We start from the raw sequence: 26,871 nt of genomic DNA, 5'->3' as shown, positions 1-26,871 counted from the left end.
CCTCTCGGGGGAACACCCCCGCAGGCGCGGGGACGACTAGTGTCCGCTGGTTCGTGCTGGTCAGAGGGGGGGAACACCCCCGCAGGCGCGGGGACGACGCCGGCGTCCTCGTCGGCCCGCGCGTCGAGGGCGGAACACCCCCGCAGGCGCGGGGACGACAGGGAAGCATCGGAATCCGCCTCCTCACGGACCGGAACACCCCCGCAGGCGCGGGGACGACCGTTCGCCACCCGGTCACTGGGCTCACTGGCGGGGAACACCCCCGCAGGCGCGGGGACGACGCCCGGATGACCCGCACGCTGGCTGAGCTGGACGGAACACCCCCGCAGGCGCGGGGACGACCGTCGTCCGCGCGCAGGATGGTCCTGCTGACCTGGAACACCCCCGCAGGCGCGGGGACGACCCCTCCGCCCAGTGGAGCCGCGTGAACCCGGTAGGAACACCCCCGCAGGCGCGGGGACGACACCACGTCCCACGGGATCTTGCTCAGGTCCACCGGAACACCCCCGCAGGCGCGGGGACGACTAGGGCCGGCGTCATGCCAGCGACGCCGGGAGCGGAACACCCCCGCAGGCGCGGGGACGACGATCCCTCCTCTGCGACGACGAGCTCGCCGAGCGGAACACCCCCGCAGGCGCGGGGACGACGGTAGCGGATGTGCGGTCCACATCCGCTACCGAGGAACACCCCCGCAGGCGCGGGGACGACGCAGAAGCAGGAGCGGACGTCACGGGGCATGGAGGAACACCCCCGCAGGCGCGGGGACGACATATGTCCGACCCGGAGGAGCTAGCCGCCGGCAGGAACACCCCCGCAGGCGCGGGGACGACCGCGGCCGGGCGACCGAGCCGCTTCCCGGCCGCGGAACACCCCCGCAGGCGCGGGGACGACGGGTCATTATAGATATGGACTCCGGGCACTCCCGGAACACCCCCGCAGGCGCGGGGACGACGGGAGCAGCACAACAACGGGCAGGTCCTGGGCCGGAACACCCCCGCAGGCGCGGGGACGACGAGTCTTCCTTGCCCAGCCAGGACACCGTCATGGGAACACCCCCGCAGGCGCGGGGACGACGCCTCGGGCGTGGGCTGGTCGACGCGTTCGGTCGGAACACCCCCGCAGGCGCGGGGACGACGCGCATATCTGCACCCACGGCGCGCTATGGGGCGGAACACCCCCGCAGGCGCGGGGACGACTCCGGGCCGGGGCACGCGGTCGCGGTGCCGTCCGGAACACCCCCGCAGGCGCGGGGACGACCTCGGCACGGGCGGTGATGGCGTCGGCGTCGAGGGAACACCCCCGCAGGCGCGGGGACGACCCGCCTCCCTCCTACCGGGAGCTGTCGGCCCGCGGAACACCCCCGCAGGCGCGGGGACGACGGTAGGGGAGAGGGAAGGGGAGACGGAAGGGGCGGAACACCCCCGCAGGCGCGGGGACGACGAGACGGAGCCGGAGCTGCCGCACCCCGCGACGGGAACACCCCCGCAGGCGCGGGGACGACCCGAGCGGCCAGCGCGAGGCCCAGGAGCAGGACGGAACACCCCCGCAGGCGCGGGGACGACCGCAGCCGGGGCTGATGCGGTCGCAGCCGGTGGGGAACACCCCCGCAGGCGCGGGGACGACCCGGCACGGGCTCAAACGGCCCCCTCGTGGTCGGGAACACCCCCGCAGGCGCGGGGACGACGTTCCGTACGCCGTCGAGGAACGCCTCGAGCGCGGAACACCCCCGCAGGCGCGGGGACGACACTTGCTGAGCTGGGGGTCTATCGGCGCGGGCGGGCCATTAGCATCAGTCCGTCGAAGTCGACGGGATACCAGCGGTCGCGACCAGCGGTGCGGGTGGACCAGCGTTGCTCCGTGGCGGCCGGTTCGATCATGACGGCCTGGCCGTCTCCGATGCGGTCGGAGAGGGTGGTCCAGAGGCGGTCACGGACGCGTCGGTTGGGGGTCCCGACGAAGATACCGGCTGCGACTTCGACCATCCAGCGGGTGACGTGGCCGCGGAGTCCTTCGGGGGCTGCGATGAGGACGACGACGGTCATGTTGGGTCCTGGGGGTCGTCCGGGCTGGGGGGCGTGGGAGGTTTCGGGTCTTCGAGCTCGGGGCCGACGATGCTGGCGTGGTTCTCGGTGTCGAAGATGGCGGAGCCCCAGTTGGTGCCGCCGGAGACGACGCGGTCCCCGTCGTCCCACAGGGCGTTGACGTCCTGCTCGATGAGGTCGGCGCCATCGGGGATGAGGAGTTGGACGGTGTCGTTGACGATGCGCGATAGGAGTTTGGTCTGGGTGACCGCGTCGCGGAGGGCGAGGCGGGCGTCTCGTTCGTCGGTGCGGCCTTGGGCGGTGAGGTCGAAGGCGAGCGGGATGGTGTATTCGGCCTTGTAGAGGTCGGCGATGTCGAGTACGAAGGAGATGGCGTTGCCGGTGTGGACGAAGCCGAGGGCGGGGCTCGCGCCGATGCCGGTGATGACGGCGTGGCAGATGCCGTAGAGCGCGGAGTTGGCGGCTGACAGGAGTCGGTTGACGTCGTCGCCGGTGGCGAATGGCTCGCCGGGCCGGTAGTCGCGTTTGGTCCAGGGGACGCCGGTGCGGCGGGCGTGTTGTTGATAGCAGCGGCGGACACGGGCGCCCTCCCTGCCCCGGAGTTGTTGCATGGTCAGGCCCTCGGTCTTTTCGCCGGGGAATCGCATGCCGTACATGCGGCGAGCGACGTTGAGGCGCTCGTGGGGCCGGGTGACGAGGTGGGCCTGGCGAAGGATGAGCTGGGAGCCGCGGGAGGACCCCAGGCCGGAGGCGTAGAGGCGGACTCCGTGCTCGCCGACCCAGCACACAGCGGTGCCGGAGTCACCGAGCAGTGCGACCGCGGCATGGGTGATGCGGGTTCCCGGACCGAGAAGGATGACAGCGAGGTAGGCAGCGGGTACGCGGACGGTGCGTTCGCGATTGACTAAGACGACGGCGTTCTCGTCGCGGTCTACGTGGCAACGTTCCACGTAGAGGCTGGAGATCCGGTCGTCCATGCGGTGCAGATCCCGCGGTCCGGTGCGCCACCAGGGTTCAGCCATGGTCGGCCTCCTTGGGCAACGGGGCGAGGGTGAGCAGGCCACAGCCGTATGCCTTGGCCGGCCCGATGCCGGCGACGAGCGCGGCTCGCAGTGCCGTCGGGTCGACGACTCGCAGACGCCCTTCGAACGTCGCGGTGGTGAGGGTGACCTGCGGCCCGTCGTTCTTCTTCCGGAAGCGGCGGATGTCGCGGTGGATGAGGGCCACGTCCGGAGCCTGGGTGCTGTCATCGGGCAGGTCGAGTCCAGGAGCTGGGCCAGTAGGGGCGTTACTGCGAACGGAAGGGATGGTGAAGCCGGTCCTCTCGGCCTTCTTCAGCAGCCAGGCGAGTTGGGCAGCGGCGGTGCGGTGGCCGAGACGGAAGCCGCGCAGGCGGGTGCCGGACTTGGCGGCGGCCCCTCGCCGCGCTTCCTGCGCAGGCGTGGGTTTCTCGGGGCGGGAGGTGTTCTGCACGGTGCTGGCGTGAAGGCGGAAGGCGTACTGCTGTCCAACGGCGAGGCTGTCAAGCAGCGGTGCGTATTCGCGGACCATGAAGTGGTCGCCGTCAGCTGTGGGCCAGCCGGCCTGTTCGACGAGGTGGGTCCAGTCGGGGCGGGTGTGCTGGGTGAGCACGAGGAGGCGAGGGCGTCGAGGGTCGTCCGCATCCAGCCGCCACAGGACGCGCTCGGCGACGGGGTCTGGAAAGCCGGCCAGCACGGCGCCGTGGAGGAGATGGGGGTTGCCCAGCAGGCGGATGGCGTGGGGACGGCGCGGGTTGATACGGATCAAGGAGAGATAGGACATGGTTCACCAGCCGAGGAGGGCAAACGGGTCGTGGGGCGGTCGGCCCCGGTCTGGATCGGACGGTGGCCGGGGGTCGAGCCCCGTGGGGACGGCGACGGAGATGCGGCGCACGGTGCGGGCCCTGAAGCCACGGTGTGGCGGGTCGAAGGAGACCGGCACGTCGGTGGTCGTCTCCTCCCCGTCCGGGTCGTCGATGGTGGCCGCGAGGTCAATGCGTTCGGGGGCCGACGCCTTCCGGGCGTACGCCCTGATGGCCGATGGCCCGACCAGCCAGGGCACCTGAAGCAGAGCGTCCTCCAGAGCGTGGCCGGAGTGCAGCCCGAGTGCGACGGGGCGGCTGGGTGGGCATGACCGCCGCCCCAGCGCGAGGGGAAAAGACGGAGTGCGGATCGCTTGGTCCAGCCGCTCCAGGAACTCCCTCGGACCCTGGAGCGCAGCGAGGAAGACGGCGTCCTGCAGATAGAAGCGCTGGGTGACCTGCGTCCACTTGGCGGGGGAGGTCGGCTTCTGCTGACCCTTCTTGTTGACCTGGGCGGCCAGCAGCGGCTTTCCGCGATAGTCGGCCACGGTGTGGTAGTCGCGCAGCAGGCTGCCGGGCTGGTCGGCGCGTACCGCTAGGCGGAGCGCCGCGAGGTCGTCGACGGACTCGTCGCGTTGCCGGCCGAGGGCAGCGGCCAACAGGCCGACGATGCCTGATTTCGTCGGCTCAGAGGCGGTGTCGCGGCGGTTGAACTTCGAGCGGACGCCCCAGGACTGCAACGGGCCGGCCAGCTGGAGCAGGAGAACGGACTCTCGCGGTGTCACGACAGCGCGCCGTTCGCCAGCCAGGACAGTGCGGCAGCGCGCACCTGCGCCGTCAGCTTGGGGAACGGCACGCTGGTGCCGAACGCCTCGCCCAACTGCTTGTTGGTCTTCTCGTCGAGGGTCGGATAACAGGCGAGGGTCTTCAGGGGGGCGCTGCCCCAGGTTTCGCTGGTGGTGCGTGCCTCGGCGGCGAGGCGGGCGGCCGAGGCACTGGCCAGTCCGTTCGTGCCGTGGATGGGCTGTTCGAAGGCGGAGATGAGATTGACTGGTTGGTCCGCCCGGAGCGCCACCACCATCGCGAAGGGCAGTGTGCGGTGGGCGAAGGAGTTCTGGTGCCCGGTGGGCATGGACTTGGCGAATGCCTCGATGAAGCGTTCGGCAGCCGCGGCGGTGTCCTCGGCGTTGGCGTCGCTGTCCCCGAGGTTCGCATGGAGCTGGTGCAGGCCGACGGTGGCGTAGCGGTACAGGGTGGCGGAGTTGAACTCGATGGTGCCGATCATGCCCGCGCCCGTCTGGGCCTTGGTGTTCTCGTCGTCCACGGCCGTGTAGTAGTCGAACTCCGAATGCACCGGGTGGGTCGACAGTGCGTGGGCGACCTGAACAGCGGCGTCAACGTTGATCTCGGGCCGGTTGGCGACCATTCGCCCGAACAGCGCCACCTCGTCCGGGTGGGAACGCATCAGCTCAGCCTCGATCTCCAGCTTGGCGACGCTGTCGGCGAGGTCCTTGTCCTCCTTGGACAGCAGCTCTCGGGCCTCGCCGCCGATCAGGTCGGCGATGGCGTCCAGCTGGCGACGGCCGAAGAAGAGAAGGTAGGAGGTCTCTTCGCTCTTCGTGCGGGACATGGTGATCCCCAGCGGCCCCAGCAGAGCCGTGGCCAGGCGGGCGGCGTCCTCCTGTCCCAACTCCTCGCGCTCCTGGAGACGTTCGGTCAGCAGCGCTGCGACCTTCTTGGTACGGGTGGCCTGGTCGGCCTCCGGCAGCCCGCCCGCGTACGTGAGGCGGGTCGCGCGCTTCCACGCCTGGGAGGAGACTCGTGCCCGGCGGGCGCCACCGAACTGGGCGTGCTTGGGGCTACCTGCGTCGTCGCGGTTGAGATTGGAAGGGGGGACGTTCTGGAGGATGTGCACGTCGATGTAGAGAGGGCGGGTCACTGAACTTCCGTTTCTGGGGTCGGTGGTTTCGTGGGTCGCTTGTTCGCGCTGGGTGCCGATGCGTCCCTACGGTTCGCCGTCGGGTGCCAGGGCGGAACTGTCGGCGTCACCAGTCCGCTGGGTGGCACGCCAGTCGAAGTAGTCGCCGCCCCACTGGGAGCGGGTCCACGTCCGCAGGTCGGCGCGGTGCCACCGTTCGATGTCCCGCCGTAGCCGGGTGTAGTCCAGTGGCTGGGAGATCCCTCGCAGCAGCGTGACCAGGCCGCGCAGGTGGGAGACGAGCTCCTCGGTACTGGTGGCGGTGGCGGTCTGGTGCATCCGGCGGTCCACCGCCTCCGCGCTGAACCGTTCGGAGAGCCGCAGCCGCCGCGCAGCGCTTCCGAGGCTGATCCCCTCCTTGTGCATCCGTCGGGGCTGGGACTGCTGGTGGACGGCGAACAGCGCAAGTGCGGCGTGCTCGGCTCCGAGGCGGCGGGAGCTGGGGGTGTACTGCGTCACGATGGACCGGTAGTACCGCCACATCTCTGGCACGTCGCCGGCCTCACGGCCGACGCCTCTGGAGAGCGCGGCAACATCCCGCCCGGCGTATCGGTCGCTGGGGTCGAAGGTTTCCCAGAACCACTCGCCCCAGTGTGTGGGCGTATTGGTGCTCATCAGTCGTCGTCTCCCTCGTCGTCTTCGCCCGGACTACCGGGGTCGCCGTTGTCGGTGCCGGGTGCTTCGGAGGCGCGGAAGAGGATCTCCTCAAGCGTCTTGCGGAGGCGCTCGCGGGCGGTGGCGGCGCGGTACGTTCTCCCGTCGCGCTCCCGCCCGGAGAAGGTCGCGGGGGAGGCGGCGGACAGCAGGTCGTCGGCCACGTCCCACGCGAGTCTCCTGAGGAGGTGTTCCCAGGCGGTCATGCCGGCCTCGATCCGTTCCTCGTCGGCGGCGGCGTGCCGCAGGCCGTGCAGCAGGCGGCGCATCGGGGAATCCGCGAGGTGGAGGAAGGTCAGCCCGGGCCGCTGTCCCTTGTCCCAGGGCAGCGGGTCACCGGCCTCGGCACGGCGGAGATCTGCCGAGAGCCGGTTGAGGGCCTGAGCTACCCCGTCGGCCTGCTCTGCGGCCTCCACCACGACGTCCCTCACTCGTGAGTCGGCTACCAACGCGGCGGTTGGCAATGGCAGAACGTCGGCGAGGGAGTCCTCGACAACGGCGGACTGGTTGCCGTAGACCAGGCCGAAGGTACCTACCCGTACCAGGTAGTCCTCTGGCAGTTCTCCCCGTGCCTGCAACTCGCCGATCTGCAGAAGCTGCTCACTCGTACGCGGGCCATCACTCCCGTCCTCACACCGGAGCGTCAGAAGAGACGGGAGTCCCTGCCAGGCGTACTGACCGGGGCGGTGCCGCCGCGGCCGCATGGAGGGCTGACCCTTCTTCGGTTTGGCGGTGTAGGTCCACGCGGTATGGGGCTCCCACCTGGTCTCGGGCAGGGAGGCCATGCGGTCGCCCGCGCACACCAGGACACGCCGGACACGAATGCCGTCCGTGGTCTCCTCAGGGATGAGGCGAATTCGGCGGGACTGCCAGGTCAGCACATCCACCAGCCCGTGCGGCACTCGCTTCTTCCACGATGGTCCGTGCGGCTCGTCCGCCTCCCAGAACGGCCGGTCGTCGGGGAATCGGGCCTGGGCCTGGTCCCAGATGATGGGTGTGTTCAGCAGCAGCGTCTCGTAGAAGGTGTTCCCCTCGGGCACGATCACGCCCAGCTGGCCAAGCGGACCGGTGGGATTTCCGGTGGTCTTCCCCGCCTTGGCCTGGTGGTCGTTCCGGGCGCCCGTCTTGATGGCCGCGGTGTCCCAGCACTGCGCGTGCATCAACCACATCGCGGCGTCCGCCGGCTTCATGGAGAACGCGTGCGCCTCGGTGAACGGTGTGTACAGCGGCACGTTGTTCCCCGTCGCGACTGACGGCACCAGCAGTGAGACCGGCTTGGTCTCGCCACTGAGTGCCGTAAGCCCTGCGACCTGGCCGAACGGGCGCTCCCGATCGAACAGCTCGAAACGATGGCCGTGCTTGTCCAGGTAGGCGTCCAGTTCCTCACGCCGCTGCCCGGTGAACTGCCCTGCGGAGAACCAGTCACGCCACTCCCCGCCGGAGCAAGGGGCACCCACGACAGCGAACACGGTCGGAAGGATCACCTGGCGTAGCACGGCGGGCAGCATCGTCGGCGGCTCGACCGCCAGTCCACGCAGCTCCCCGGCCCGGGTAAGGGCGGTGCGCAGTGACACCCGGCTCACCTCACCCTCAGCCCACCGCATAGGCAGCCAATCGTCATCCACCAGATTGACCAAGATTCCTCCCAAATGAGGCTTATATAGGCCTATGCGAAGATCTTAGAACTCAACATCCCTATGACAAGCGGCGGTTGGCAAACGTCACTCGATCGGGTGATGCCGGGCGCGGCCCCCTCCGCGCCAACGGGGACAGAGCCTCGCACACGGCACTGACAATCCCGTCCGAGGACAAGCTGCCCCGCCGCGACGAGCGTCTACGGCCTGGTCTCGTCCTCGACCGTCAACCCGAGGCGCTCGTCATAGCCGATCCGAAAACCGGCCAGGTGAGCGAAGCCGCTCTTCTCCAAGACCAGCGCGCGGGCATACCGCAATCCCTGAACGTGGAGCCAACCGTCCAGCGGACGCAGTTCTTTCTCCACCGCCGCCGCGAGCCGTCCGTTCTTCGCCGGCAGCCGCGTCAGCCCGCCGATCGCCGCGTCACAGACGGTGTCCCGCTCACATGCCTCGCCGTGAACGCCCAGCCACGCGCCACCCACCAGGGCGCGATAGCCGTTCTCCGCACGGCGGACGATGACCACCTCAGCAGCCATCTCTCCGTCCCGGACCACCGCGTCCCGCAGCTCCTCATCGCTGGCGTACCCCACGCCCGCGACGTGGAGCCCATCCAGGGTCGGCTTGGCCCACTCCCCCTGACGACCCAGAACAAACCGCCGTGCCTCGGCCGCCCGAGTCTCCTCCTGCGTCCTCCACTCTTCGCTGGCTGACTCCTCCGCCGCACTCCACTCGGTCGGACAGAACCGTCCTTCGCCGTACACCTCAGCGACCAGCCGCGGCACCTGTTCCGGGACCGACCAGACCACGCCCTCCTGCTTCTCGCCGGGCAGCCCTGCGTCTCGGGCGATGAGCGCCGCTGTGCGAAGCAGCCGATGGCGGCCGTAAATGCCGCACGACGCGCCCAGCAGTTCGGGGACCGACCCCTTCTTCGACGGTGCAATGCCGGTGACCAGCACCTCGGCCTGCATCAGGTGGGGAGGCCGCCGAGTGTGCTGGTGGCGGTGGAGCCGCCCGATGCGCTGCAGGAGCAGATCCACTGGAGCCAGATCACTGACGAGGAGGTCGGCGTCGATATCGAACGACTGCTCCGCCAACTGCGTCGCCACAACGACCCTGCGCTCCGGCCGTTCCTTTCCGGCATCGGGGCCCAGGAACTCCAGGCAGGAGCGCGTACGGTCGGCACGGTGCGCGGCACACAGCCGTCCGTGGAGCAACTCCGCCTCACCTGGGAACGCCTGCGCCAGCTGCTCGTACACACGCTGGGCGCGCTCCACCGTATTCAGCACCACCAGGGCGACCCCGCCGTCGGCGAGTTTCTCCTTCACCACCTGGACAACCGCCGCCCCGTCGCGTGAGACGTCCGGAAGCCACGCCACGCGCACCGGCTGCGACGGTCGCCACGACGCCGCGGATCCAGAGAGGAAGCCCGGCCCGTCGTGGTGGGCGAACACCGCAGTGACCGATGGATAGCCCTCCGGCTCCGGCAGCCCGGACACATCCGCGTCGACCTGTCCCAGGGCGCCTTCCAGGTACGCCCGGGCCAACATGCTCCGCTGCGCGGGTGGCAACGTCGCAGACAGGAGCATCACCGGTACCCGCGCCTGCCCCAGCCACCGCAGTCCCTCGGAAAGGAACTGCCGCATGTACACATCCGCCGCGTGCACCTCGTCCAGCACCACGACCTTGCCCGCCAGGCCTGCGAAGCGCAGCATCACGTGCTTCGTCCGTGTCGCCGCCAGCAGCAGTTGGTCGATCGTCCCCACCACCAGCGGACACAGCAGACCGCGTTTGGGCCCGAGAAACCACTCACTCGGGCCTGAAATCTCCTCGGAGCAGGAGCAGGTCGAAGCGCCTACCGCCCCCGCCCCGAACACATCATCCATACCGAACTCGTCGGCCCCCACCGAGCCGTCCCACGCCGGAAGATCGCCCCTGTCCTTTGTCGACCACGCCTTCCGCCACGACAGATTGAAACGTCGCTTACCGTGCAGCAGACCCACGTGATCCGCGAGGTCTGGCGCGACTTTCTCGACCCACCCGCGTACCTCGTCGTACATCGGATCGCACGTCGCCTGCGTCGGCATCCCCAGGAACACACCATCGGTACCGAAGCGGGCGGCCAGCACCTCGACCGCCGCGAGCATCCCCTTCGTCTTCCCTTCCCCCATCGGTGCCTCGACGAAGATCAGTCCGGGGGACGGAATCGACCACGCGATGTCCACTAGGAGCGACTGAGAAGGCCGAGCCGACACCTTGAAACGACGCTGCAGCAGGTCTCCCTGCGCCGGATGTGGCAAACGCCCCCAGCCGCCCCGCAACCGCAGCGACCGCCACGCCTGATCCGCCCGGACACGAGCCCCCGCCAGACTCACCTCCGCCAACCGACCGAGCCCTTGAAATCGTCCCTGGCGCGTGTCGCTGGCGATCCAGTCGGCCTTAACAATCAGCCCTGACAGGCATAACTGCTCCGCTTTCGAAGGCGTCATAACGGGCTCGACGTCGCCCAAGCCGGCGTACCCCAAGCACCGGGTGAACACGGTCAGCACAGCGTCCTGCGCATCCCTCCATTCTGGACTCCTCCCATGCAACTCGCTCAGACCTCCGCCTCTGTAGACCGAAACTGACGGCACCCGACCGTGATGACCCGCCACCAGCGGCCACACCCATCCCACAGCCCCGGGGTTCCACACGCCGCTCAGCACATCCCGGACGATTTTCCCGCCCGCCTTGTCATGCCTCCATCGCCCACGCCTTCCGTCCACCACCGAACGACGCCACTGCAAACCTGTTGCAAGGACCGCCCGCTGTCCCTCCTCATCCAGAGCCTGGTGAGCCGGCGTAGCCTTTCCCAGGTCGTGAATTCCACACAACCACATGAAGAACAGCCGCCCGTCGCCCCCTGACACCCGCTCCAGCATCTCCCGCACACTCGGAGCCAGGTACCCGTCCCACATTCGCTCTGCCACAGCCGCTGTATCCAGCATGTGGCTGATCAACAGATTCATCCGCCCACCCCCGTAGCGGGCAGACTTCCCCCACAACACCCCCAGGTACATCAGAGTCCCCACCGGCAACCCCATGCCCCGTGCCACCTCGGCAACAGAAGGGCTCCCCACAGGCGTTGACGGCGTAGTCACCCCAGGCCCCATACTCATGACCGCGAGCTTGACACACGCCACTGACACTCGAGCCGCAGATGTTGCCCCGACCGGACCGCACCGAATGTAATCGGCCCACCCATGGCGCAAAGCCGCAGCTCAACAAGGGTCGGCCCCGCACCCGCGGGGATGTTCCTGCATAGGCGGTAGGAGGGAACGCGGGGAAGTGGTCGGCCCCGCACCCGCGGGGATGTTCCGGCCGCACGCCCGCCAGGGCGAGCCGCCGGCCCGTCGGCCCCGCACCCGCGGGGATGTTCCGGAGCGCACCGATGCTCTCACGGATCGCCCGCCGTCGGCCCCGCACCCGCGGGGATGTTCCCGGGCGAGCATCCCGTTCGACTTGAACTCGGGCGTCGGCCCCGCACCCGCGGGGATGTTCCTGACCGTGGATGGGCTGGCTACGAGGGGGAGGGGTCGGCCCCGCACCCGCGGGGATGTTCCGCTCCCGAGCAGCGTCAGGAGGCCGCGTGATGGGTCGGCCCCGCACCCGCGGGGATGTTCCCAGCCGGTCCAGCCGGGCCGTGGCGGCGGGGGAGTCGGCCCCGCACCCGCGGGGATGTTCCAGGCCATGCGCCAGGTGATCCGCACCGTGACCGGTCGGCCCCGCACCCGCGGGGATGTTCCCGACAGCCTGTTGGGCATGGCGACCGAGCAGGAGTCGGCCCCGCACCCGCGGGGATGTTCCGAGTCACGACGGGATGCGGCCGGAGAGCTTCCCGTCGGCCCCGCACCCGCGGGGATGTTCCCAGCGACGTGCCTGAGGAACGCGTCTGGGACTCGTCGGCCCCGCACCCGCGGGGATGTTCCCTCAAAGGCGCCGTAGCGCTTCCTTGCCATCACGTCGGCCCCGCACCCGCGGGGATGTTCCCATGGCAGCCGCGGCGAAGCCGACGCCCCCTCCGTCGGCCCCGCACCCGCGGGGATGTTCCGAGCTGACGTACGCCGAGCAGGAGGAGCTGGACGTCGGCCCCGCACCCGCGGGGATGTTCCGGGTGCTACGCGAGTCTGGTCCGTGGCCTAGGGGTCGGCCCCGCACCCGCGGGGATGTTCCCTGGTCCATCGCCAACAACCCGGTCGGCGGGCGGTCGGCCCCGCACCCGCGGGGATGTTCCCCCACACCCCGTCAGGAGCCGACCACCACCCACGTCGGCCCCGCACCCGCGGGGATGTTCCCGATCCACCGAGGGGCGTGGTGCCGTGTCGGACGTCGGCCCCGCACCCGCGGGGATGTTCCCGACGACGCTGTCCGACCAGACGTCCTCGGGGAGTCGGCCCCGCACCCGCGGGGATGTTCCGGGTGTTCCCCCGCAGGCAGCGCCCGTTCTCCCGTCGGCCCCGCACCCGCGGGGATGTTCCGCGCGTCAGGAGGTTGGGCGCGATGAGCTGGTGGTCGGCCCCGCACCCGCGGGGATGTTCCGATCACACCCGGAAGTACCAAGGTATCTGCGATGTCGGCCCCGCACCCGCGGGGATGTTCCCGCGTCAGCGTCGGCCCGAGGTTCTGCGAGTGCGTCGGCCCCGCGCCCGCGGGGATGTTCCAGCACATCAGTGTCCTTTTCCGTTTCGACCAGGGTCGGCCCCGCACCCGCGGGGATGTTCCCCTGGCGTGGGTGGCGGTCGGGGGAGTGGCGGTGTCGGCCCCGCACCCGCGGGGATGTTCCTCGCTGACTTCGTCGCGTTCGGTGACGGTGGTCGTCGGCCCCGCACCCGCGGGGATGTTCCCCCACGATTCAGATGTCAAGGAGCCGCAGGTCAGTCGGCCCCGCACCCGCGGGGATGTTCCCCACATCCGCTGATCGCCCCGGGGCCGTCCGCTGTCGGCCCCGCACCCGCGGGGATGTTCCCCGCGCGCCCCTGGGGATGTGGCGTAGATGTGGGTCGGCCCCGCACCCGCGGGGATGTTCCCATGGACATCGTCCTGCTCGCGCAGGACCCGGAGTCGGCCCCGCACCCGCGGGGATGTTCCGGAGGAACAGGACGCCGAGTGGGCCGCCCACGTGTCGGCCCCGCACCCGCGGGGATGTTCCGCACCGCGGCCCCGCCGAAGTCGTCTGCGAGAAGTCGGCCCCGCACCCGCGGGGATGTTCCGTGGGGCCGCCCGGTCGCACCCGGAACGGCCCCGTCGGCCCCGCACCCGCGGGGATGTTCCCCGCGCACCGTCCAGCACGCGATCACCGCGCTGGTCGGCCCCGCACCCGCGGGGATGTTCCCAGCGGGCGCAGCGGGTCCTGCCGCCCTACCTGGTCGGCCCCGCACCCGCGGGGATGTTCCTACGAGGTCGTGCTCGAGCGGGTCAACGGCCGTGTCGGCCCCGCACCCGCGGGGATGTTCCCGCCTCCGACAGCGCGGTGTCGACGTTGCGGGTGTCGGCCCCGCACCCGCGGGGATGTTCCTCGGGGAGTTCGTCGCGGTCGGTGACGGCGGTCGTCGGTCCCGCACCCGCGGGGATGTTCCTCCTGCGGTGCGGCGTCCACGCGGACCTGCCGGGTCGGCCCCGCACCCGCGGGGATGTTCCTACCTCCAGAGGTGGCACGACACCCGGCGCCGGGTCGTCCCCGCACCCGCGGGGATGTTCCCATCACCGGCTGGGTCGAGTCCGTCATCCCCGGGTCGGCCCCGCACCCGCGGGGATGTTCCCGGACGCATGACCATGAGAGCGTTCGTCGGCACGTCGGCCCCGCACCCGCGGGGATGTTCCGTCCTGGCCAGTTGGGTGGGCGGAGCATCACCGGTCGGCCCCGCACCCGCGGGGATATTCCGGTGCTGGAGGCGGACGGCCTGGTCAGGAGTGTGTCGGCCCCGCACCCGCGGGGATGTTCCCCACGCACCTTTCGGGCACTGCTTCAGCTCGGGTCGGTCTCGCGCACCGGCAGGATTAGGACCGACTGGTAGCCGATCCAGGTGTGGCGGCGCTGCCAGCTATGACCGACAAAGATGACGGACAACACAGGGCTGATCATATTTCGTGAATTCGAATGAGGTGGCGAACGGCGGCGGAACCTGGGCGTCAACGGTAGCAACTCATCCACTTGCCCATTAATTCCTACGAAAGGGTGAAGCTTTCGCGCTCCTCGGGGAATAAGAGTTGGTATAGTTATCGATGTCGAAAGTGGTTGGCCCCGCTCTTCGGCGCGAATCGCGTACCCAGAACTCGATGGAAGAGGTCTCATGCTTCCTTCTCCTACCCCAGAAGACGGCGGAACAGATTCCGACCCTCACGTCAGCCCTGATGCGATGCGGTGGATTCCGCACCAGCGCACCGAGTCACCAGTGACGGCTCAGTCAGAGCCTTTGCCGATGAGAGACGCCACTGCTCGTGCGCATTCCGCAGCCGACGGTGGAGGGAGACTCATCGCCGTCGATGACGAGACGGCTCGCCAGGCTGGCTTCCGGCTTCCCGTTGCGCTCACTGCCGCCGCCTTCACGGACTGCGTCGCCTGGAGCACGGCCAACAACGAGCGGAAGGGGACATGCCTGGACGAAGCTGGTCGGCTGCGGGATGTGCTGGCCATGGTCCGGTTTGTGTTCAGCCGGACTCGGCGCGGCGCAAGAGACAACGGGCATGCAGGCGGCCAGCGATGCGTCGTCCAGCTCTACCGCGTGCCGCGTGCGGGAATCGACAGGGTCGCTCGCCGAACGCTGCTGACCGCACAGATTGGGCGGGCAGGCGAGGGAGAACCCGTGCTCACGATCACGTTGCAGAGCGAGAGCTGAGGCAGAGTCGCCGGGCGATGTCTGGTCCGTCGTCACGCGCCGAACAACGCCCGGCGGCGTGCGAGCCGTCGTGGAACGGCGGCCGTCCGCCAGCAGGCGGACCTCCGAAGAGGCTGGCCCGGCCGCCGTTCCTGCGAATCACGCACCCACCCGAGAGGGAGGCACGCCTACACATTCTCCCACGTCGCGTAGCGAGAGCGATATTCACATGAACACGGTCGGTTGGCCCCGACCTCAACGCGAATCACGCACGTCCATCAGGAAGGCATTGCCATGACACATCGCCCGCCTCACACCCAGAACCCCGACGAGTCTGAGCCGCTCACCACACCCACACCGTGCTACGCGGAGTCCGAGCTGGCGCGCGCCACGGAACTGCTGACGGAAAGCCTCGCGTTCGTCGCCGAGCGCACTGGGCAGCCGTTGAACCCTCTCAAGAACCGCGACGTGCTCGACACGCACACTCTGGCGTACCTCCTCGCGCTGCGTCACTCCGACAACGACGCCGTCGTTCACGAGCGCGCCACGGGTCTCTTCGTCCGTCTGCTCCAGAACAGGGGCGAGCTACGGGAACTGGCCCTGCACGCCATCGGCGCCGTCTACGCCCACGCCCCGGCCACCCAGCCCCGGCTCAGGGTCGTCGACGACGCCGAGGAGGACGCCGAGGAGGACGTGGAGGGGGACGCCGAGGGCTGAGCTCGTGGCGCGGGTTGGGGGCGTACTCTGCTTGTCACCCCAATCCGCGCCCTCCGGGCAGACCGCGTTATCCGTTGTTGGTCTGGACCTCTTGCCACCCACCCGACCAACCCCGCCCCGAAGCTTCCCCGTCCGTCCTGCCGACCGTTCCCGAGGCGATTTCCTTTTCGCTGCCGATCCGGCTTACATGGTGACGCCACCCCAAACGGCTCATCGCCACCCCGGCACAACGAAGGAAGCGCTCAGGCATGATCCCCGCTGGCCGCACTCCAGCGGACTCGACGCGCGCCGCCCGGCTCCTCGGCATCTCGCTGAGCACCTTCCGGAACCGCCGCGCCTGGCAGACGCTGCCCCCCACCCTCAGCCGCCCGGGAGCGCGCCAGCGGATCTGGGACGAGGAGCAGCTCCTCGCCGCCGTCGAGGGGCGGCCCGTGCTCGCCATCGCGGCGCAACCGCACCCCAGGGACCTGCTTGACGCTGAGGAAGCGCGTCAGACCATCCCGGAGCAGCAGCGGCCCACGCGGCAGACGTGGGCCAGCTACCTCTCCAACGGCACCGGCCCGCGCCCGGACCAGTCCGTGTTCGGCGTGCCCCACTTCTACCGCGAGACGATCCCCGCCTGGCTCGCCTCGCGTCCCGGCCGTGGCATCGGCGGGGGCCGGCCCAAGGGAGCGACCGACACCAGGCCACGCGACCACTCCCGTGACCCCCGCCACCACCTCGCCCAGCAACGCCTCGCGTACGTCCGCCGCCTCCTTGCCGAGGACCCGCACACGTCGGCCGAACGCGTCGCCCGCGACCTGTCCGTCTCCCACCGGCACGCCGAACGCCTCATCGCCAAGGTCCACTCGACACCGAACGCCCAGAGCGTTGACGAGCGCTGATCCGCTACGAGGGCGCGGTGACGACCGCGTTCGGCGCCGCGTTCGCCGTCGTGCCCGGCGTCACGGCCGGCTCCGGCTCGGGCAGCTCACTCGCGCTCGGCCGGCCGCGCCGGTGCCGGCGCTCGTACGCGCGCAGCTCCCGCACCTCGAACGGCGTCACCTCGGCCAGCGCGTCAACGGACGGAAACGCCTCCACTGCCCGCGCCACGGCAGCGGCGACGGTTGCCTGCGCGGCCTCAAGGCGCTCCACCGCGCCGTCCAACTCGTTCAACGCCGCCGTCTGCGCCTGCTGGCGGCGTTTCACCTCACGCCGCTCATGCTCTTGCCGCTCGCGCAGCCGCCGGCGCCGTTCCTGCGTCTCCCGGTCGTATCGCGTCGCCATGCGGTACAGATTCGCCCGCCTCGTTAACGCCCGACAACGCGCGACGCCGCCGCGCCGCCGACGTGGCCCGCCCGGACCACACCGCGCGCGCCCAGCCGGGTGACGCCGCGCCCGCACGCCCCCCTCGACCGACAGACCGACAGCATCACAACCACCAACCCCACAACCCACAGCAACAACCACCGACAGCTCACGACGACCAAGCCGAGCACACAGCAACAACCCCAGACCAGCCATCTGAGAAGCCCAGCACCTTTCAAGATCATCCAGAGCACACCGTTTGCACTCCCACATGGCACCATCCCGTCACGCTACGATCACCTCATGTGATCAGTCCTCTGCGGATGGTGAGAAGTGATCACCCTGCACCCCGTCAGCGCGGGCTCCGGCATCGACTACCTGCTGCGCACCGTCGCATCGGCCGACGTGACGCTGGGCCGCCGCGAAGCCGCCATCTCCTGGTCCTCCGGCGGCGACACACCCGGCCGCTGGCTCGGCACCCAGGCCGCCGCGCTCGGCCTGCACGGACAGGTCGAGCAGGCCCACGCCGACGCGCTGTTCAAGGACGGCGTCCACCCCCTCACCGGCCGCCCGCTGGGACGGCTCTGGCCGCGCTACCCCACCGTCAACGAACACCTGGCCGCCCTCCTGGCCGCCGAGCCGAACGCCTCCCTCGCCCGCCAGGAACAGCTCCGCGAACGCGCGCAGCGGGTCGGCAACCACACCGCCCGCTCCGGCTGGGAGATGGTCTTCTCCCCCGTCAAGAGCTTCGCCCTGCTCTGGGGCACCGCCGACGACGCCACCCGCGCCCGCCTGGAGGAGGTGGAGCGGTCGGCGTTCCGCACGGTCTTCGACCGGCTGGAGCGCGAGGCGTGCTGGTCCCGCAGTGGCCCGGGCGGGGTGGTGCAGGTGCGCGGCCAGGGCCTGATCGCCGCCGGGTTCGAGCACCGTTCCAGCCGGGCAGGCGACCCCGACTGGCACCGCCACGTCGCCATCTCCGCCAAGGTCCGCACGTCCGAAGACGGCCACTGGCTCGCGCTCGACGCCCGCCACCTGCACCGGTTGGTCGTCTCCCTCTCCGCCCAGTACACCGCCGAGGTGGAGCGAGGCATGCACGAGACGTTCGGCGTGCTCGCCGCGCCCCGCACGGACACCATCCGCCCCGACAAACGACCCGTCCGGGAGTTCCTCGGCGTGCCCGACGCGGCCATCCGCGCCTTCTCCGCACGCCGCACCCAGACGGAGCGGAACCTCTCCTCGCTCGTGACGGCGTTCCGCGCAACGCACGGGCGCGAGCCCACCCGCGCCGAGGAGTACGACCTGGCTCAACGGGCAGCCCTGACCGCCCGCCCCGACAAGCAGGCGACGCACGACGCGGACGCCGAACGGCGACACTGGCGGGCACGGGCCCGGACGCTCGGCATCCGCCACCCGCAGCGCTGGCTCCGCCAGGCTCGTCGCGCCTCGCGCGCCCTCGTCACGCGCCCGTCCGCCACCCTCCCCGAGATCGTCGACCGCGTCCTCGCGACCCTCGAAGGGGACCGCACGTCCTGGACGCGAGCCAACGTGGAAGCCGAGGCCTACCGCCAGCTCACCGCCGCCGGCTGGCACCTCCACACGCCTCGCCCGACCTGGGAGGAGCACGTCGAACGCGTCGTGCAGGCCGTACTCCACCCCGACCGCTGCGAGCTGATCTCCCCGCCGGAACCGGTGCCCGTGCCCGACGCCTACCGCCGCGCGGACGGCACCCCCGTCTTCGTCCCGTACGGCGCCGCCCGCTACACCAGCCACCGCATCAAGACCCAGGAAGCCGAGCTGGTCGAGGCCGCCACCCGCCCCGCCCCCGTCGCCCGCCTGACACCCGCCCAGATCGACGCCGCGCTCGCGGCTGGCGACGCCCGCCGCGGCTTCCCGCCCTCCGCCGAACAACGCCGCGTCGTGCACGCCGTCTTCACCGGCGACACCCGCCTCCAGGCCATCACCGGCCCGGCCGGCACCGGCAAGACCACCATCATGGCGCTGGTCCGCGAGGTCTCCGACGCACACGGCCTCCCCGTCCTCGGACTGGCCGGCGGGCAGGTCCAGGCCGACACCCTCGCCGAGCAGGCCGGCATCCGCGCCGAGAACCTCGCCCGCTGGCGTTTCATGTCCGAGACCCACGCCCCGGGCAGCCCCGAGTGGACCCTCCCACCACGCGCCGTCGTGATCGTCGACGAGGCCGGACAGGCCGACACCGGCACCCTCCACGCCGTCCTCCGCCAGGTCGCCGAGGCCGGCGGACGGCTGCTCCCGGTCGGCGACCCGCGCCAGCTCAGCGCGCCCGGCCCGGGCGGCGCGCTGGCCCTCATCGCCGCCGACGCCGGGAGCCTGACGCTCACCGAGGTCCGCCGTTTCCGCGACGCCGACGGCACACCCCGCCGTTGGGAGATCAACGCCGCCGCGGCCGTCTCACGCGGCGACGCCGACGCCGCGTGGGAGGCGTACGCCACACGCGGACGCCTGCACGAGGGAACGTTCGACGCGATGCTTCACCAGGCACACGCCGCCTGGCGCGCGGACACCGCCGAGGGCCTGACCAGCATCCTCATCGCCCCTACCAACGCCCTCGCGGCCAAGCTCTCCCACGCCGCGCGGGCGGCCCGCGTCGCGAACGGCCACGTCGACACCGCCACCACCATCGAGCTCGCCGACGGCAACCGCGCCGGCGCCGGCGACCAGATCGTCACCCGCGCCAACGACCGCCGCCTGACCTGCGCCAACCGGCGCCAGCAGTACGTCCGCAACGGCGACGTGTGGACCGTCCTCGCCGTCACCCCGAACGGCGACCTCCGCGTCCGCCACGGCCGCACCGGTGGACGCCTCACTCTCCCGCGCGCCTACTGCGCCAGCGCCGCCGAACTCGGCTACGCCCTCACCCACGCCCGCGCCCAGGGCGTCACCGTCCATACCGGCCATGCCCTCCTCGTACCAGGCATGGACCGCAACGGCGCCTACCCCGCCCTCACCCGCGGCTCCCTCGAAAACCACGGCTACCTCGTCTGCCGCGACCAGCTCGACCTCGACACCGGAGAGCCGGCCCCCGACCTCACCGGCCGCCAGCTCTGGGCCGCCGTCGTCGCACGGGACGGCACCCAGCTCTCGGCCACCGCCCGCCAGCGTGCCGCACTCGACGACGTCGAGTCGCTGCGCACCCACGAGCCCCGGCTGCGTCAGGTCCTCCGCGACATCGCCGAGGCCGACTCCGTCGCCGCCATCGCCCGCCTCCTCGGCCCCGCCGCCGCCCGCCAACTCTCCACCGCCCCCGCCTGGCCCGCCCTCCGCGACCAGCTCCTCCGCCTCGCGGACGCCGGCATCGACACCGACCGCCTGCTGGCGACCACCTACGCGCAGCGGAACTTCCTCGACCGCGACGGCCACCCCGTGGACGACGCCGCGGCGATCCTCCATGCCCGCAACCGCCGCGCCCTCAACCCGGCCGAGGGCGGCAACCCCGACGCCTTCCGCCACCCCCCGGACGCCCCACGCCCAGCCACCGCGACCAGCTACGAGAACCGCCCCACCGCAGCCGACCCGAACGACCTTCTCACCGCCCTCGGCCTACGCCTCCCCACCCCCGACGCCGACGCCGCCGACGACGAGCGCCGCACCTACGCCCACTCCCTCGCCCGCCAGCTCACCGAACGCGCCACCACCCTCGCCGAGGACGCCCAACGCGACGCCCGCGCCCGTCGAGGCTGGGCCGCCGCCCACGGCACCGAGCCTCCGGACCTCGCCGAGGCCGTCGCCTGGCGCGACCGCCTCACCGCCGCAGCCGCCTACCGCGACCTCGCCGGCTACCAGGGCACCGACCCCACCGGCCCCGTGCCCCGGGCCGAGGACTCCCACCACCGCGCCCTGTGGCGTGCGGCCCAACACACCGACGACCCGCCGCCCCTCCGCACGGCGCGGATCGCAGCTCAGGCACCGCCCTGGCTCGTCCCCCTCGGCCGCCGCCCGGCACCCGGCGACCCCCTACGCCCGGCATGGGACAACGCCGCCCACGCCATCGCCACCTACCGCGACCTCTGGGACCACGGCACCGAACACTCACCCCTCGGAAACCGACCCGACGAGCCCATCCAGGCAGCCGACCACCAGACGGCACAACGCGCCCTCACCCGCTGGCGCCAGGCCGCCATCCGGCTCCACCAACGCGAGCTCAACTCCCCACCCGCACGCCTTCAGGCCGGCGCCGCCGACGCCTGGCACGCTGCCCACCAGGCGGCAGCTCGCACCGCACTACTCCAAGCCCTCTCCGACCCGCAGACAGCCGGAGCTGCGCCCAGAGACCTCGCCACCGAGCTGAAGAACGCCTACTCCCGCGCCACCGCCCCGCCCGGACGCGGAATCCCAGGTGTCCCAGAAATCTGACACCCCCTTCCCTCATTCACCCATTCACCCGTTCACCCATTCACCCGCGCCGAAGACTTATCCACAGCCCTTCCCCAAACCAGCCTGTCGCACATGACCGCATGGCAGCATGTCCTCATTACCCGCCCTCATTCACCTCCACCACTTTCCGGGACATCACCATGCCCCCTTCCTCGACACTCAACGATCTCCACCTGATCCTGAAAAGCGCCAATCCGATCGACGTACTCCATGCGAGCTGGGAGGTATTCGATCTCGGCGAGCGCGCGGCCGGCGACGCCGCCTGGCACGACGGTTTCGATGAGATCCAGGCCCTCGGGGCAGCCCAGGCATGCAGCTCCGGACGAGCCCTGCTCCCCCTCCCCAGGACGGGCCGCCCGCTGCACCTTCCAGGAACGCCAGAGGAAAACGTCAACGCCTGCGCGGAACTCCTCCAGGCAGTACAGCGAGCCCTCTCCTCCCTCTCCTCCCACAGCGAAGCACAGCAACCGGAAGACCTCGTCACGGCGGCAGCACTCGCCGAAGAAGCCGCGGAAGCGCTCGCCACGCTCCGGACGGGCGAGCCGTGACGCTCACCCTCGGCAGGGTGCTCGACGACGCTTCGACGGCCCTCCAAGCCGCAACGGCCGAGCTCACCGGCCCTCTCCCACCTCAGCAGATCGGCGCCCTGCTGTCCCACCTCCACGACTTCTTCCACACCCTTCGCGGCTATCCGGACAGCATCGCCCGCATCGCCGCCCGCATCCCCGAATCCCAGACACTCCTCGGCACACGACTCGCGAACACCAGAACCCACCTGACCATCGCCGAGAAACACCTGGCACGAGCCGCCCGACGACACGAGGCCGGCCCTCACCAAGCCGGCGCGTCAGCCCATCACCTGAAGAACGCACACACCCACCTACGCCTCTCCCACGACCTACTCGCCAGCCACCTCGACCCCGACGGCATGCCACACAGCCCGTACCTCCACCTCCTCGCCCACCCCGAAGCGCGGAACTACGTCTTCGTCCGCATCACCGAGCTCGCCGGACACACGGAAAAGCTGACGTCACGCCTCGAACAGCTCACCACCGACCCGGACGCGGCAGCCGACCTCTCACGTGCCCGCCACGCCATCGACCAAGCCGTCATCCACACCAGCCACAGCACCGTCCCCACCCTGTGGGAGTTCGGCGAGCTCTTCCTCGCGTCCCCCGCGAACCCAGCCCACCCGAGCACCGACACCGCCGGTCACACGGCACTGGACGACGTCGCTCGACACAGCGACCACGTCATCCTCGGGGTCTTCCAGGCCGCCGCCGCGTACGGGAACGGTCGGGCCTTCAGCGGTTCGGACGTGAAGGAGACGGCACGAAGCCTCGCCCTCGGCTGCCTCCTGACCGGCCGGACCCTCATCCACCTGTCACAGGACCAGCCCACCCCCGTGCAGGAGAGCCTGCGGGAGGCGGCCAACCGTCTGCGTGACGCCGCGAAGCAGTGGGAGCACCTGGCCCAACGCTTCCGCCGCATCGTCGATGTCGCCGACCCCCGCGAGCACCCCCCGCTTCCCCGCTACCGCTACGACGACGTGCGCGCGGGCAGAGCGAACCCCATGCCGCGAACGACGCCGCATCCCGCGACGCTCGCCGCCCAGCGCGCCAGCCTCGCCCTCGGGCGGCTCCTGTTCGGGGACCAGTGGCGCCCGACCGCGCGCGCACCCCAACCGCGAGCCGCCACCGACATCGCCGCCGAAACAGGCGGCCTCCCGAACACGCTACGAGGGCTCCACCGCCTTCTCGCAGCCGCCCACCACCTGTCCGTCGCCGGCCCACACCTGCTGACCCACCTCAAGACCAGCCTGGTCACCGACGCCCCCGAACACCGCCCCACCAGGCTCGCCCCCCGCCTGCGCTGGTACCCCCTCCCAGCCCGACAGTTCGACGAACTCGCCGACGCCTTCCACACCGTGTCCAGCACAGCGGCATCAGCCGCCCACGCCCTGACCTCCACGGCCCGCACCCTCGGCACCGACATCCCCCGCGCCCACCTCGACGCCGCCACCCACAAGGCGGTCCCGCTCGGCTCGCTCCTTCACCGCCCGCTGTCCCGGCTACCGGGCTTCAACGCCCCACCCTTCAGCGACACCTCGCGCCTCCGTGATGCTCAGTACCGTCTTCCACTCACGCCCCACGACCACGAAAGACCGCTCCAGGCCGCATTCGAACGCCCTCACCGGTCTGTGGCGCATCGCCAACCTCCCGTCACTCCACCGCGCATGTGACCGAGGAGTCGATCACCCCGCCCTTCCTCTTGTAAGGGACCGCGCGGGTAGGGATCGTCGTTTGCGAGCGTCGCAGCAGCGGCCACCGTCAGCGCCGGCTCGCATCAATGTGGTTCGGCGACGGCCGGGAGTTGAGCGGGCAGAGCCGGCGGATCGGCACGGTCAGCGTCTCGACGTCTCTTCGACCAGCAGTGCTTGCCATGCTGTCTCCCACTCCTTGGACGAGACGATCGGCTGCCGCGTCACGGGTTTTCCCGTCACCCCACGGCGCGGCCGATGAGTTTGGGGCTCCCGGCCGGTCATAGCTCGTGACACCCCAGGAAAGGACACCGTCATGTCGGAGCTTCTCGTCGACTTCATCACCTCGCTCGACGGCTACGCGTCGGGGGAGGGATGGCCCGGGTTCTGGGGCCTGGAGGGCCCGGAGTACCTCGCGTGGCTCGGCGAGCAGCCCGAGGTCACCTACCTGATGGGAGCGAACACCTACCGCCTGATGTCGGGCTTCGCCGCCGGGGAGGTCCCGGCTGGCCAGGACGAGTTCAGGCCCGAGGAGGAGGCGTCCGTCGACGAGCTCACGCAGGCGTCCAAGGTGGTGTTCTCCTCCTCGCTCCAGGAGCCGCTGACGTGGGCCAACTCCACGCTCGTCCGCGACGACGCCGTCGAGGCGGTCCGCGCCATGAAGTCGAGTGGCTCGGGGCTCCTCAGCACGATCGGCAGCCTGAGCCTCGCCCGGTCCCTGCTGCGAGCCGGGCTCGTCGACCGCTTCCGGGTCGTGATGTTCCCGGTGATCACCGGGGCCACGGGCGCGGAACGCATCTACGACGGCTATCCGGACGTCGCTCTCGAGATGGTCGAGCACCGGACCTTCGACGGCCGCATCCAGCTGGTCGAGTACAAGCCCTGCGTGCTCGAGCACCCGCCGCTCGCCGCTCCCGCGTGACGTCGCCCCCGTCCGCCGGTCTGGACCCCAGCCAGGCCGGCGGGCGCGGAGCAAGCTATGGAAACAGCTGTGCTATAACTCACGCTCTTCCGCACTGTAGATCCCGGAGTAGTCCGGGCGCTGGGTGCAGGGGGGCGAAGGCTCTACGCTGGTGGGATACACCGTAGCCAGGCCGCGTAGAGCTAGCTGCTGGAGGGGAAGGGGTGGCGGTCACATCATTGCGGGCGGGGGATCCCGAGCAGGTGGGGCGGTACCGGATTGTCGGGCGGCTGGGCCGGGGCGGGATGGGCCAGGTGTATCTGGGCCGCTCGCCGAGTGGTCGCGCCGTCGCGGTGAAGGTTGTGCGGGCGGCGCTGACGGAGAATCCAGGGTTTCGGCACCGGTTCGCCCGCGAGGTGGCTGCCGCCCGCCGGGTGACTGGCTTTTTCACTGCCGCGGTGGCGGATGCGGAGCCGGACGGCGCGGCGCCATGGCTGGCCACCGCGTACGTGCCCGGCATGGCGCTGGATGCGGCGGTGGCCAGGCATGGCGCTTGGCCGGAGCGGTCGGTGCTGGCGCTGGGGGCTGCGCTGGCCGAGGCACTGGAGGCGGTCCACGGCGCCGATGTGGTACACCGGGACCTCAAGCCCTCGAACGTGTTGCTCGCCGCCGATGGCCCGCGGGTGATCGACTTCGGTATTTCGCTGGTAGCCGATGCCACGAAGATCACTGAGCCTGGCCTGGTGATGGGAACGCCCGGGTTTATATCGCCAGAGCAGCTGCTGGGTGGTCATGCAGAGGAGGCGAGCGATGTCTTCGCTTTCGGCGCAGTGCTGGCCTTTGCGGCAATCGGCTCCGGTCCGTTCGGCGTTGGCCGCGCAGACGCCCTGAACTACCGGGTGGTCCATGAAGAGCCGGATCTGACCGACCTGCCGCCCGGCGTGAAGGATGTCGTGGCCCGGTGCCTGGCCAAGGACCCGCGGCAACGCCCCACCGTGCCGCACCTGGTCACGGAACTGGCCCAGGCCTCGCAGCCCAGACAGGCCGACGGTTACTTCGCCGCAGCGGACTGGTTGCCCGAGCCTGTGGCAGCGGAGATCGAGCAGGGCGCCGAACGCACCATTCCGACCTCGTCCGCCATGCCGACCCCCCTCGACGATCCCCAGCAGCGCGGACCCAGTCGACGCCGGATCGTCACCGGTCTCGCGGTCACCGCTGTCCTCGCCCTCCTCGTCACGACGGCGCTCCTCACGGGACACCTGTCCGGCCACGTCGACGGTGGCCAGCCCGAAGGCCCGGACAAGGAAGCCAACGACTCGCCGGCATGGACGGAGCTGTGGTCTTACGCCCTGAAAGCGGAATCGTTTTTGGAGGAGGTGGCGGATGGCAGGGCCTACGTCGCCAGCGATGAGGGTCTCTACGCCCTAGATGCCGACAATGGAGGCGAGTTATGGACACGCCGTTACCCAGCGGAATACGGCGGCTCTGTGCTGGGGACCTCCAGCGGGGTGGTCTACTACGGTGACGAAACCCACATGTACGCCTTGGACGCCCGCAGCGGCGACGAGCTCTGGCAGGTCGAGCACTTCGGCTTTTACCCCTCGGTCACGGTGGTTAGCGGGATTATATATCTGGACTATGGCGTTGCCCTGGAAGCGTTGGACTCCCGCACACTAGAACTGGTTTGGTTCAAAAGGGAAATCGACAGCAATCAGGACCCGGTCATATCCGACGGGCGCATCCATTTCACGGGGAGGGATGGCGCTCTCTTCGCGGTGGACGCCGAGACAGGCGACAGCTTGTGGGAGTTCGAGGCAAACACCGGGATCGTAGCATCGCCCGTCGTCGCTGACGGAACCGTCTACGTCGGCAGTGGAGACGGCGCTCTGTACGCGGTGAACGCCGACACCGGCCGCGAGAGATGGCGGTACAGCTTCGACGGCGAGCTGTGGGACCCGGCCATCGCTTTCTCGGCTGACCCGGCCCTCGTGGACCACGGGGTGGTCTACTTCGAGAACGACGTCTACGTATGCGCCTTCAGCGCCCGTACCGGCCGCCTGTTATGGCACCACAGGCCGCACGTGGATGATGTGGAATTGCTCTCCCTCGCGAACGGCGCTGTCCACTTCATCGGCGGCGAAGACACCCTGTACGCACTGGACGCCAACACCGGCAAGCGCCTCTGGGAGGACAACCTGGGAGAAAATCTGGTCATCGTCGGCGACACTATCTACTTCGAGGCTGGCGCGCGCCTGCACGCGGTCTCCACGCAGGACTGAGTGGGGAGGACCAGGGTGGCGGCGTCAGCACCATTG

17 protein-coding genes and 2 CRISPR repeat arrays (1 of these 19 running past the window's edge) are annotated in these 26,871 nt (G+C 70.4%); of the genes, 8 read left to right on the top strand and 9 right to left on the bottom strand.

What is annotated here, in order from left to right; translation table 11 throughout:
• Nucleotides 1–1,745: direct repeats of the CRISPR family, unit length 28 nt; unit sequence GGAACACCCCCGCAGGCGCGGGGACGAC; it reaches 1,591 nt to the left of the window's first position.
• A gap of 18 nt (nucleotides 1,746–1,763) precedes the next feature.
• The 8 genes from cas2e to cas3 all read right to left on the bottom strand — a co-directional run bounded on the left by cas2e (nucleotide 1,764) and on the right by cas3 (nucleotide 11,210).
• Nucleotides 1,764–2,042, bottom strand: coding sequence for a type I-E CRISPR-associated endoribonuclease Cas2e (gene cas2e / locus ACTWP5_RS15690; protein WP_443221561.1), 279 nt, complete (start codon nucleotides 2,040–2,042; stop codon nucleotides 1,764–1,766).
• Nucleotides 2,039–3,064: a type I-E CRISPR-associated endonuclease Cas1e gene (cas1e, locus tag ACTWP5_RS15685; protein WP_443221560.1), complete on the bottom strand. Its 1,026-nt coding sequence runs from the start codon at nucleotides 3,062–3,064 to the stop codon at nucleotides 2,039–2,041. Before cas1e ends, cas2e begins: the two co-directional genes overlap by 4 nt.
• Nucleotides 3,057–3,845, bottom strand: a complete 789-nt coding sequence (gene cas6e / locus ACTWP5_RS15680) for a type I-E CRISPR-associated protein Cas6/Cse3/CasE (protein ID WP_443221559.1) — start codon at nucleotides 3,843–3,845, stop codon at nucleotides 3,057–3,059. Before cas6e ends, cas1e begins: the two co-directional genes overlap by 8 nt.
• A 3-nt stretch (nucleotides 3,846–3,848) precedes the next feature.
• Entirely contained in the window at nucleotides 3,849–4,649 is an 801-nt protein-coding gene (cas5e, locus tag ACTWP5_RS15675; protein ID WP_443221558.1) for a type I-E CRISPR-associated protein Cas5/CasD, read from the bottom strand.
• On the bottom strand, nucleotides 4,646–5,803 hold the full coding sequence (cas7e, locus tag ACTWP5_RS15670) for a type I-E CRISPR-associated protein Cas7/Cse4/CasC (RefSeq protein ID WP_443221557.1): 1,158 nt from the start codon (nucleotides 5,801–5,803) through the stop codon (nucleotides 4,646–4,648). The genes cas5e and cas7e overlap by 4 nt, the downstream gene beginning before the upstream one ends.
• A 66-nt stretch (nucleotides 5,804–5,869) precedes the next feature.
• The gene (casB, locus tag ACTWP5_RS15665) at nucleotides 5,870–6,457 is read right to left on the bottom strand and encodes a type I-E CRISPR-associated protein Cse2/CasB (RefSeq protein ID WP_443221556.1); all 588 of its coding nucleotides are present in this window, start codon (nucleotides 6,455–6,457) and stop codon (nucleotides 5,870–5,872) included.
• Nucleotides 6,457–8,133, bottom strand: coding sequence for a type I-E CRISPR-associated protein Cse1/CasA (gene casA, locus ACTWP5_RS15660; RefSeq protein ID WP_443221555.1), 1,677 nt, complete (start codon nucleotides 8,131–8,133; stop codon nucleotides 6,457–6,459). The genes casB and casA overlap by 1 nt, the downstream gene beginning before the upstream one ends.
• A 197-nt stretch (nucleotides 8,134–8,330) precedes the next feature.
• Nucleotides 8,331–11,210, bottom strand: coding sequence for a CRISPR-associated helicase Cas3' (gene cas3 / locus ACTWP5_RS15655; RefSeq protein ID WP_443221554.1), 2,880 nt, complete (start codon nucleotides 11,208–11,210; stop codon nucleotides 8,331–8,333).
• 186 nt (nucleotides 11,211–11,396) lie between these two features.
• Nucleotides 11,397–14,108: a CRISPR direct-repeat array (repeat unit 28 nt; unit sequence GTCGGCCCCGCACCCGCGGGGATGTTCC).
• 477 nt (nucleotides 14,109–14,585) lie between these two features.
• On the opposite strand from cas3, the gene ACTWP5_RS15650 reads away from it, so the two are divergent.
• The 3 genes from ACTWP5_RS15650 (at nucleotide 14,586) to ACTWP5_RS15640 (ending at nucleotide 16,582) form a co-directional block, all read left to right on the top strand.
• Nucleotides 14,586–15,002, top strand: coding sequence for a DUF6573 family protein (locus tag ACTWP5_RS15650; RefSeq protein ID WP_443221553.1), 417 nt, complete (start codon nucleotides 14,586–14,588; stop codon nucleotides 15,000–15,002).
• A 273-nt stretch (nucleotides 15,003–15,275) separates the two neighbouring features.
• The gene (locus tag ACTWP5_RS15645; protein WP_443221552.1) at nucleotides 15,276–15,698 is read left to right on the top strand and encodes a hypothetical protein; all 423 of its coding nucleotides are present in this window, start codon (nucleotides 15,276–15,278) and stop codon (nucleotides 15,696–15,698) included.
• A 248-nt stretch (nucleotides 15,699–15,946) separates the two neighbouring features.
• A complete protein-coding gene (locus tag ACTWP5_RS15640) occupies nucleotides 15,947–16,582 on the top strand; it encodes a hypothetical protein (RefSeq protein WP_443221551.1) in 636 nt (211 codons plus the stop codon).
• A gap of 4 nt (nucleotides 16,583–16,586) precedes the next feature.
• Here the strand turns inward: ACTWP5_RS15640 and ACTWP5_RS15635 are convergent, their stop codons facing one another.
• On the bottom strand, nucleotides 16,587–16,964 hold the full coding sequence (locus ACTWP5_RS15635) for a hypothetical protein (protein ID WP_443221550.1): 378 nt from the start codon (nucleotides 16,962–16,964) through the stop codon (nucleotides 16,587–16,589).
• A 354-nt stretch (nucleotides 16,965–17,318) separates the two neighbouring features.
• Here ACTWP5_RS15635 and mobF point away from each other — a divergent pair, with 354 nt between their 5' ends.
• From mobF to ACTWP5_RS15610, 5 genes are all read left to right on the top strand, one after another.
• Nucleotides 17,319–21,374, top strand: a complete 4,056-nt coding sequence (gene mobF, locus ACTWP5_RS15630; protein WP_443221549.1) for a MobF family relaxase — start codon at nucleotides 17,319–17,321, stop codon at nucleotides 21,372–21,374.
• Between the two features lie 161 nt (nucleotides 21,375–21,535).
• A complete protein-coding gene (locus ACTWP5_RS15625; protein WP_443221548.1) occupies nucleotides 21,536–21,943 on the top strand; it encodes a hypothetical protein in 408 nt (135 codons plus the stop codon).
• A 17-nt stretch (nucleotides 21,944–21,960) separates the two neighbouring features.
• On the top strand, nucleotides 21,961–23,637 hold the full coding sequence (locus ACTWP5_RS15620) for a hypothetical protein (RefSeq protein WP_443221547.1): 1,677 nt from the start codon (nucleotides 21,961–21,963) through the stop codon (nucleotides 23,635–23,637).
• Nucleotides 23,638–23,971: 334 nt separating this feature from the next.
• On the top strand, nucleotides 23,972–24,577 hold the full coding sequence (locus ACTWP5_RS15615) for a dihydrofolate reductase family protein (RefSeq protein WP_443221546.1): 606 nt from the start codon (nucleotides 23,972–23,974) through the stop codon (nucleotides 24,575–24,577).
• A gap of 203 nt (nucleotides 24,578–24,780) precedes the next feature.
• Nucleotides 24,781–26,835 carry an outer membrane protein assembly factor BamB family protein gene (locus tag ACTWP5_RS15610; protein ID WP_443221545.1) on the top strand — a complete coding sequence of 685 codons (2,055 nt, stop codon included), beginning with the start codon at nucleotides 24,781–24,783 and terminating at the stop codon, nucleotides 26,833–26,835.
• The last annotated feature ends 36 nt before the right edge of the window (nucleotides 26,836–26,871 follow it).

The sequence above is a fragment of the Streptomyces sp. 4N509B genome (genome assembly GCF_052245655.1).
Taxonomy (GTDB): Bacteria; Actinomycetota; Actinomycetes; order Streptomycetales; family Streptomycetaceae; genus Streptomyces.
The sequence above is the reverse complement of the archived record's forward strand: the minus strand, read 5'-3'. Positions and strand labels throughout refer to the sequence as shown.